The following is a 9,155-nucleotide window of genomic DNA, read 5'->3' on the forward strand; positions in this document are numbered from 1 at the left end:
CAAAAATCATTCACGGATCACCAGGCCCGGCGAACGTTCGTGGACAACGCACTAGACGACAGTCCGCCCTCACCCTCTGCCTGTGGTCCCTACGCCCGGGGGGACCACGTACAACCTGGCGCTGGGAGCAGCCCCCCCCCGCTGTCGGTCCTTGCTATTGGTTCAGACAATTAACAACTATGTCGTTTCCATCTCGTTAACAATTTACTTATTGACGACATGGCAACGGCCGAGTTGACTCCCGTGAACCTCGGCCGCAGCCTTGCGGCCTCGTCAGGGAGGCAACCCAAAAATGAACGCGGTAATGCGTCGTGCCGTCATGTGCTCGCTTGCGGTAACGATGACCGTGTCCGCGGCCGCTTGCGGTGACACGGGCGACACCGGAGTCAGCCTGAAGGACAAGTCGATCGGTCTGCTGCTTCCGGACAACGCCACGAAGCGGTACGAGAAGTTCGACCGTCCGTTGATCGGAGGCAAGATCACGTCGCTCTGCCCCGACTGCAAGATCGCGTACGAGAACGCTGACGGTGACCCTGCAAGACAGGCGCAGCAGGTCCGCGACATGATCGCCCAGGGCGTCAAGGTCCTGATCCTGAGCCCGCAGGACGCGGTCGGCATCAAGGCGTCGGTCCAGGAGGCCGTGGACAAGGGCGTCAAGGTCGTGGCGTACGACCGCTTCGCCCAGGGTCCGGTCTCCGCGTATGTCTCCTACGACAACGAGAAGGTCGGCGAGCTGCAGGGCCAGGCACTGCTCAACGCCATGGGCGACAAGGCGACCCCGACTGCCAACGTTGTCATGATCAACGGTGACGACGCCGACCCGAACGCCGCGCAGTTCAAGGCCGGTGCACACAAGGCGCTCGACGGCAAGGTCAAGATCGCCTACGAGCAGAGCGGCAAGTGGAAGGACACCGTCGCGAACCAGAAGGTCACGGAGGCGATCGCGCGGCTCGGCGCCAAGAACATCGACGGTGTCTACTCCGCGAACGACGGCATGGCCGGCGGTATCGCCACCGCCCTCAAGGATGCCGGCATCAACGTCCCGCTGACGGGTCAGGATGCCGACCTCGCCGGCATCCAGCGGATCCTGGCCGGCAAGCAGAGCAGCACCGTGTACAAGGCGTTCAAGCCCGAGGCCGACGCGACCGCCGAGATCGCGGTCAAGCTGATCAACGGTGAGGACATCAAGACCGTCGCGGACACCGTCGCGACCAGCGGCTCCGGCACCACCGTGCCCGCCAAGCTGCTCACCGCGGTGTCGGTGACCAAGGACAACATCAAGGACACGGTCGTCAAGGACGAGGTGTATCTCATGATGCAGATCTGTGCCGGCGCCTACGCCGCCGCCTGTGAGGCGGCCGGCATTCGCTAGACCCCCTGGCCCCGCCACTCCCCCGATCCCTCGGCCCGCCGGCTGCCGCGGTGGCGGCAGCCGATCCGCGGCTGCGGCGATGGCGGAGCGGCGGCCGAGGTCACGGCGCCGGCTCGGGGCGAGGGGCGAGGACGGCGCCCAGCAGGAGTCCGGCGGCGATGGCGGTCACAATGGTGATCATTTTGGTGAGGTCGTGGAAGCCCTGGATGGGGTAGCCGCCGGCCAGTGCGGTCAGCCCGCGCATGCCCAGCGAGCCGACGGTGAGAGTGAAGAAGCCTGGCAGCAGCAGCACGATGCGTGGGGGCTGCGCGGGTCTGGCGGCCAGCCATGTCGTGACCAGGCCGAGCGGTACGGCGGCGGCGAACGTGCCGCCGACCTCACCGATCAGCTTGGTGCCCGCAGTCTGCACGCCCACGGTGACATACACCAGGACCAGCAGGGTGCCCAGCAGCCGGGTGGGGATGGCGAAGGCCGGCACGGTGCCGACGGTGAAGACGATCCAGGCCAGGAACAGGGCCCAGCGGCAGGTCCCCGTGGGCCGCCACGTCGAACAGCGCATGCCGTGATCTGCCGGTGATCACCAGTCCGAGGATGACTCCGAGGTAGAGCTGGACGAGCAGGAAGACCGCGTGGACCAGGCGGTTCGCACCGGTGGTGAGGAATCCGGCGGCCAGTTCCGCGGTGGCCGCGCTGAGATGGTCGCCGGGAACGAAGTAGAACAGAGCGGGCAGCATCAGCAGGACCGAGCCACCGTGTGCGGGCGTGCGGGCGAACACCTCCAGCGTGATGAGGGAGACGGTGGTCGCGGCCACCAGCGGCAGCACCGTCGCGAGTCTCGGCAGCCGCCCGGCGGCAACGGCCAGGGAGGCGGTCACGGTGCCGAGAACGGCCGTGGTCCACACCTCGTACCAGGTGGGCTGCATCAGGGGTGCGAATCCGATGGCGAACAGGACGATGCCGGCCAACTTGAGCCACCACGGGTACAGCGGCGGGGCCGAGGTGATCGCTGCCGGGCTGCGGTCGGCCTCCGCGGCACCCATGCGCCCTTCGGCGACCTGCGCGATCGCGAGGAGATGGTGGAGCAGGAGGCGTGGTCCAGCGCCGGGCCCGTGCGGACCTCGGGGTCGAGGGACACCATGCGCCCGGTGGACACGCTGTCGGTGAGGGGTTCGAGGTTCAGAGCTGTGCACGGTGATGCACTCAGGTGCATACCGTGCAGGTCGGGAACCGGGGAACGGCCGTCATCGGTGCCCCGCAGGACCGCCGCCCACAGCGCGGAAGCCACCACCACGCCGCCCAGCGCCCACAGCCACGGCCGGCGCCGCCCCGGACCCGGGGGGCCGCGGCGCGTGGTCGTCGTCGCTCAACACGTCCGCGGGCCGCCCCGATCGAGGCTCCTCCCACATCTCCGGCTCGGTGATCACACGCCGTCGGCCCGAAGCGATGCGCGTCCCTGCCCTACGGGTCCATGTCGCCTCCACTGCTACTTGCGGCGTGCGACCAGCAGGCCGGCTAAGTCGACGATCCCGAGCGGGCAGTCCAGGAGAGTGCTGAAGGGCTCCCCGGCGAGCCGCCTCACGACGAGGCCGAACAGTCCGATGAGCATCAGCACCCTCCACCCGGCAGGACCGCGGTCCGTCTGACTCTGCGTCATTTACTTGCCTCCTGCGACTCCTTGAATGCGCCTGCTACGCCTGCTGCGCCTGCTCAACAAGGTAAGGATTGTTCAACAATCCAGCAAGAGGGCATTCAAGAGTGGCTCTCACCGCTTCCATTTCGCTGTACAAACGGAGTATCTTTTGTTCAACGATCTGTCCGCAGGATGAGAGGGACGCAGGTGAGCACCAACGCTCCGAGGTCATGGATCGACGAACTGGCGCGAGACCAGGACCCGCTCGGCCGCGGCAGCACCGCCGAGCGCGTGGCCGGCGTACTGCGGGACCGGGTGACCGAAGGGCGGATCCCACCCGGAACCCGGCTGTCGGAGGAGGCCATCGGCGCGGCCCTCGGGGTCTCCCGCAACACCCTGCGTGAGGCCTTCCGACTGCTGGCCCAGGAACGCCTGCTGGTGCACGAGCTCAACCGCGGCGTGTTCGTGCGGACCCTGGGCCGGGACGACGTCGTGGAGCTGTACCGGCTGCGCCGACTCGTGGAGGGTGCGGCCGTACGGGAACTGGTCGGCGCCCCCGAGCGGGTGATCGGCGCGATCCGGGCAGCCGTCGAGGCGGGCGAGCGCGCCGCGGCCGACCAGCGCTGGCCCGATGTCGCCACCGCCGACCTGCACTTCCACCGCGGGATCGTGCAACTGGCCGGATCCGCGCGGCTGGAGGAGTTCATGCTCCGCATCCACGCCGAACTACGCCTGTCCTTCCACGTCATGGACAACCCGCAGCGCTTCCATGAGCCCTACCTCACCCGCAACCGCGAACTCCTGGGCGCCCTGGAGTCCAGGGACACCCAGCAGGCGGAGCTGCTGCTGTCGGTCTACCTCGCCGACGCGGAACGACAACTGGTACGCGCCTTCGAGGACGCGAGATGAGCAGGGTCCCGCCGTTCGAGGAGGTCGACGACCACGGACAGATCCTGTTCTGCGGCGACCCCGGGCTGCAGCTCGATGGCATCCTGCTGGGCCTGCAGACCCCGCAGGGCACGGTCACCCTCGACCCCGACCTGACGGGTCACACCCCGGCGGCGCTTTTCGAGTTCCGGCAGGTCCTACGACTGCATACCAACCACGTCCAACATGCCGTGACGTCAGCGGCGTCGATCGAGGAGGTGCCCAGGGAACCGCAGATCGAGGGGGCCATCCTGTTCGGGATGCAGCGCCTGCCGCCGGAATTCTCGCAGCTGCGCCAGCCCGATCCGCCCAGCTCCGACGAGGACGGGGTCCGCCTGGACAGGATCCCGCCCACCGTGTTCGAAAAGCTGCGCATGCGCGAACCGCCGCGACGCGACGAGAACGAGAACGAGGTCTACTTCGGCATGCGGCGGAGGCCGCCCGGATACGCCGACCTGCGCTCGGCCCCGGGCTGGGAGCTGCACGAGATACCGGACTGCGATGCGGGGCGATGGAGACCGGACGTCATGAGCCGTTCCCGGCTCGAACTGCGGACGCCCGACGGTGAGCTCTACTCCCGTGCCTGGGTCTCGCCCGACCCCGCGTGGCAGGCCGCCGCCCTGGAGCACGGCTACGTCGTCTGCCTGTGCGGCCTGTTCCTGGGCCTCATCGGACCCATTGACATGACCGCCGCGGCGTACACCCCGGCGATGCGCCGCCAGGGGTTCGAGATCGGCTGCGCACTGGGTCTGACCGTCGGTGGAATCGTCACCTACGTCAACCACTCCTGATCGTGGTTGCTCCCGCCGGGCGTCCGCGGTCTCGTTCGCCCGGCTCGATCGCCCTGACCGCGGCAGTGCACACGCCTGGCCGCCGTGGGGCCCCGCAGCAGCGTCGATGTCCGACCGTGCCGTTGCCAGCAGATTCAAAACATGGGCTATATGGTCCCATTTATGACTCATGGTCCGCCTGAGCGGGTTCGGGCATGTCTGTTCGGCCTCGACGGTGCCCTCACCGGAACGGCGATGGCGCATGCCCCGGCGTGGAGGGCGGAGCAGTGACCGCCGACGCCCTGGTGATCTTCGGTATCACCGGCGACCTGGCGCGCAAAATGACCTTCCGGTCGCTCTACCGCCTGGAGGCGTCCGGGCTCCTGGACTGCCCGATCATCGGGGTCGCGCGCGAGGACTGGTCGCACGACCACCTCATCTCCTCCTTGCGCGAGGCCCTGCACACGGTCGGCGAGCCGGTGGAGGCCGGTGCCTTCGAGCGGCTGGCCCGGCGGCTGACCTACCTGCAGGGCGACTTCGCCGACCCGGCGACCTACCAGGCGCTGGCCGGCCGGCTGAAGGACGCCGGGAAACCGCTGTTCTACCTGGAGATCCCGCCGTCGCTGTTCGCCCCGGTCGTGGAGGCACTGGGTGCGGCGAACCTCACCGCGCATGCCACGGTGATGCTCGAGAAGCCCTTCGGCCACGACCTGGCCTCCGCCCGGGCGCTCAACGCACGGCTGCACCAGGTGCTCGCCGAGGACCAGATCCTGCGCATCGACCACTTCCTCGGCAAGCAGCCCGTACTGGACATCCAGTTCCTGCGGTTCGCCAACGCGCTCCTGGAACCGGTCTGGAACCGCGATCATGTGGCGGCCGTACAGATCACCATGGCCGAGGACTTCGGAGTCGAGGACCGAGGGTCGTTCTACGACCCGGTGGGCGCGCTGCGCGACGTGGTCCAGAACCACCTCCTCCAGGTGCTCGCCCTGATCGCCATGGAAGCGCCGGTCGGCCCCGGACCCGACGCGCTGTGGGACCGGCGGGTCGATGTCTTCCGGGCCATGGCCGACGTCGATCCGGCCCGCTGCCTGCGCGGTCAGTACGAGGGCTACCTGGACGTCCCCGGAGTCAAGCCGGGCTCGGTGACCGAGACCTACGTCGAACTCGCCCTGGAAGTGGACAACTGGCGCTGGAGCGGCGTGCCGTTCTCCATCAGGGCGGGCAAGGCACTGGCCGCCAGGGCCACCGAGGTGCGCGTGGTCTTCAAACGCCCGCCGCGGCTGGCCTTCCTCGACCAGCCCGAGCATCCCGACCCCAACGAGCTGGTGCTGCGGATCGACCCGGACCCCGGACTGCGGCTCAACATGCTCTCCAAGGAGGCATCCGGTCACTCGACCAGAGACGTCCACCTGGACCTGTCCTTCGCCGCCGAACTCGGCAAGCCCCCCGAGCCCTACGAGCGGCTCCTCAACGACGCGCTGACCGGCGACCGTTCGCTCTTCACCAGGCAGGACGTCGTGGAGGAGACCTGGCGCGTCATCCAACCGCTGGTGGATCACCCACCCGCGCCGGTGCCCTACGCACGGGGTTCCTGGGGACCCACGCAGCACCCGGGCAACACGCCCTGGCAGTTGCCCTGGCTCCCAGGCCCCGACCCGAGGCGAACGGACCACGCCGACACGTAACCCCCGGCAGCTCGGCGTGATGCGCCCGGCCGGATGGGCGCCGACATCGCCCGCCGCCTGATGCGCGACGGCCACAGCTGCGTGGTGTCCGACGCGAGCCTCAGACTGGGCAGCGCTGGAGAGGAGGGAGGCCACTGCCTCAGCCGGCATGAAGGATCCGAAAGCGAGCGGGTTCCGCCGGATCCCGATCAACGACTTGGACCGGCGGCCAAGCCCACTGCCAGACGTTGATGCCGGGCACGCGGGAGAACCGGATCTGCCCCCGGGTGCCTTCGACCGCAACGCGCGACCACGATGCACTCGTGCGCGCCCGGTCCCCACCGCTCGAACGCAGCACATCGGCGAGGACGGCGACCGTGTCGTAGCCCTCGAAGGCGACGAAGGAGGGTGCTTCGCCAAGCCGCTCGCGGAGAGCCGTCTCGACTCGTGCACCGAGTGGGCCGAGGCGTTCGGGCAGGTAGCGCAGGAACGGGATCCCGGCTCCCTGGTCACCCAGCAACGCCACCCATTCGGCGAACTCCGGTTGCCCGGCCGGAGCACCCATCATGATCTCTGCCAGGCGCTGGTCGCGGCGGACGGACCTCACGATCGGCACTGCCGGCTCCGGGTGGCCGACCAGAAGAAGGAGGGCGGTCGCGCGATGGTGGACGAGTTCGTCGCACACGGCCGTGGGGGTGAGCGCGCCCATGTCGAGTTCGATGACGGTGCCGCCACGTGGAGCGAGATGGTCCCGCAGAATGCGGGCCCCGGATGCCCAGTAGACACTCGGCTGCGCTGCTACGGCGATTCGGCTGTGGCCCGCGCCGAGGAGGAAGTCTGCATAGATCTGCCAGCCATGGGACTGTGCCGGGGCGAGGCGCGCGACCCACTGCGTCGGCTTGTCGGTGAGCGCGTCGAGAACCGCTGACGAGCAGAGGAACGGCAGGCCGAGGGCGTCGGCCCTGGCGGCAGCGGCGCGAGCAACGACGCTGTGGTACTCCCCCACCACGGCAGCCACGCCCAGACCAGCCAACTCATCTACGGCCGCCGCCGCCCGCTCTGGATCAGCCGCGGTGTCCCGGACCACCAACTCGAGTGGTCGTCCCACGATCCCGCCGGCGTCATTGACTTCGCGAACGGCCAACTCGAGTCCAGCGAGCAAGTGCCTGCCCGCCTCGACCCAGCCAGGCCGCGTCAGCGGAACGAGAGCGCCGATCCGGACGGACGATCCGTCGGTCCGCTCCCCTCCAGATGGCGATGGTGGCGTATTCATGCCTTGCCCTCTCCCGTGCGGAGCGTCGGTGGCAGTTGGCCCGGTACGTACAGGGGCACGGCTTGGCAGTTACGCATGCAGCTCATCTCGCCGTGGCGGAAGCACCTTGGTGACCATGTCGGCCATTGCATCCACCATCATCGCCAGCGGGCAACCGATTATCCGTCCCGTTCACTGCGGGCCGTTGCCCGCGCTGCCGGGCCGCTATTGACGTCATCCCCGCCCTGAAGGGACGCCCAGCGACACACACTGACCGACCGTCGAGTATAGACGAACCTGCCTTCACTCGGATGGCGGCTCTCCGGCGCAGGTGCGAGGGCAGTGGGCCGTCCTGTGTGACGTTCCGGGTTGGGGCATGCTGGGGCTGCGCACACGCGCTCTATTGCGGTGGCAGGGGGCTGGTCGGGTGTTACGCATTCACTTCACGGCGGAAGACCTCGCGCGGACACGTGTGGCCGCGACGATCGGAGTCGCAGCGGAGATCTACTACAGCCTGGAATTGCTGAGGGAGAACCGGGACCTTCCTCACTTCCGCTCGTGGCGTTCGGCGGTCGCGGGCCGGCTGGGCGCGGACACGCGCCCGCTGACGTCCTTGATTCCGGTGCGCGGTCCCGGGCTCGACCTGCTGGCCCTGATGGGTGATACGCCGTCCCTGGAACACTCCTTGGACAACCTGCTGCACGCCCCCGTGTCGCGGCTGCGACGCGAGTTCGAGGGGCTCAACTTCCATCCCGGACACTTGTCATGGGCCAGGCGGGTGTCCGAAGGGGACCGCGAAGCGCGCAGGGAGCTCGCCGACGCCGTGCGCGCCTGCCATCGGCTGACGGTAGAGCCGTACTGGCAACGAGGGCGGTCGGAACTGGTCGCGCTGTCCACCCGCTCCGCGAACCTGGTGCTCGAGGGAGGCATCGATCTGCTGCTGCGCTCGATCTGCGCACCACTGGTCCGCTGGCGTCCTCCCGTTCTCGAAGCTCCCTACCCCCGCCGGGTCGAGGTGCGCCTCCAGGGCAGGGGGCTGATCATCACGCCCACGGTCTTCTCGACACGGCCTGTGAGCTTTCTGTGGGACCCGCTCGACACCGCCCAGCCACCCCGGCTGACGGTACCGGCCCTCCGTCGGCCGCTGACCGGTGCTGGACCGGCCGAACCGGACAACTCGCCCGTGCGGAACCTGGAGTCTCTCCTCGGCCGGACGCGAGCCGCTGCCTTGCAGGTGACAGCGGAAGGCTGCACGACGACCGAACTGGCACGCCGCCTCAACGTCTCCGCTGCAGCCGCCAGTCAGCACGCGACGGTGCTGCGGGACACCGATCTCATCACCACCAGCCGCCGAGGCGGTTCCGTGCTGCACCTCATCACCCCGCTGGGGCTCGCCCTGTTGAGGACCGGCACCATGACGGAGTCGTGAGCCACGGGGTCGCCGAGGTATCGGCCGTCGCGTCCCCCTTTTAAGCCGTGACTTAATACTGCAACCGCATGTGGTGTGACTGTTGGCGGTGTGGCTCGTTGGTCCGAC

9 protein-coding genes are annotated in these 9,155 nt (G+C 68.6%); 5 read left to right on the top strand and 4 right to left on the bottom strand.

Annotated features, from left to right (window positions below; genetic code table 11):
• Nucleotides 1-304: 304 nt before the first annotated feature.
• The gene (locus C6N31_RS41655; protein WP_138352078.1) at nt 305-1,372 is read left to right on the top strand and encodes a sugar ABC transporter substrate-binding protein; all 1,068 of its coding nucleotides are present in this window, start codon (nt 305-307) and stop codon (nt 1,370-1,372) included.
• A 100-nt stretch (nt 1,373-1,472) separates the two neighbouring features.
• Here C6N31_RS41655 and C6N31_RS44835 read toward each other — a convergent pair whose 3' ends face one another.
• The 3 genes from C6N31_RS44835 to C6N31_RS41665 form a co-directional block, all read right to left on the bottom strand.
• Entirely contained in the window at nt 1,473-1,787 is a 315-nt protein-coding gene (locus C6N31_RS44835; RefSeq protein ID WP_232486312.1) for a threonine/serine exporter family protein, read from the bottom strand.
• Nucleotides 1,750-2,412, bottom strand: a complete 663-nt coding sequence (locus C6N31_RS41660; protein WP_232486313.1) for a threonine/serine exporter family protein — start codon at nt 2,410-2,412, stop codon at nt 1,750-1,752. Before C6N31_RS41660 ends, C6N31_RS44835 begins: the two co-directional genes overlap by 38 nt.
• A 443-nt stretch (nt 2,413-2,855) precedes the next feature.
• Entirely contained in the window at nt 2,856-3,026 is a 171-nt protein-coding gene (locus C6N31_RS41665) for a hypothetical protein (RefSeq protein ID WP_164293239.1), read from the bottom strand.
• A gap of 183 nt (nt 3,027-3,209) precedes the next feature.
• Here C6N31_RS41665 and C6N31_RS41670 point away from each other — a divergent pair, with 183 nt between their 5' ends.
• The 3 genes from C6N31_RS41670 (at nt 3,210) to C6N31_RS41680 (ending at nt 6,387) form a co-directional block, all read left to right on the top strand.
• Nucleotides 3,210-3,911, top strand: a complete 702-nt coding sequence (locus C6N31_RS41670) for a GntR family transcriptional regulator (protein ID WP_269287064.1) — start codon at nt 3,210-3,212, stop codon at nt 3,909-3,911.
• Nucleotides 3,908-4,720, top strand: a complete 813-nt coding sequence (locus tag C6N31_RS41675; RefSeq protein WP_198359570.1) for a hypothetical protein — start codon at nt 3,908-3,910, stop codon at nt 4,718-4,720. The genes C6N31_RS41670 and C6N31_RS41675 overlap by 4 nt, the downstream gene beginning before the upstream one ends.
• A gap of 266 nt (nt 4,721-4,986) precedes the next feature.
• Complete coding sequence (locus C6N31_RS41680; protein ID WP_198359571.1) at nt 4,987-6,387, top strand: glucose-6-phosphate dehydrogenase; 1,401 nt, start codon at nt 4,987-4,989, stop codon at nt 6,385-6,387.
• 139 nt (nt 6,388-6,526) lie between these two features.
• On the opposite strand, the gene C6N31_RS41685 is transcribed toward C6N31_RS41680, so the two are convergent.
• A complete protein-coding gene (locus tag C6N31_RS41685; protein ID WP_138351927.1) occupies nt 6,527-7,639 on the bottom strand; it encodes an ABC transporter substrate-binding protein in 1,113 nt (370 codons plus the stop codon).
• A 355-nt stretch (nt 7,640-7,994) separates the two neighbouring features.
• On the opposite strand from C6N31_RS41685, the gene C6N31_RS41690 reads away from it, so the two are divergent.
• Entirely contained in the window at nt 7,995-9,047 is a 1,053-nt protein-coding gene (locus tag C6N31_RS41690) for an ArsR/SmtB family transcription factor (protein ID WP_232486314.1), read from the top strand.
• Nucleotides 9,048-9,155 lie beyond the last annotated feature (108 nt).

Source organism: Streptomyces fildesensis, assembly GCF_016107395.1.
In the GTDB taxonomy this organism is placed as follows: Bacteria; Actinomycetota; Actinomycetes; order Streptomycetales; family Streptomycetaceae; genus Actinacidiphila; species Actinacidiphila fildesensis.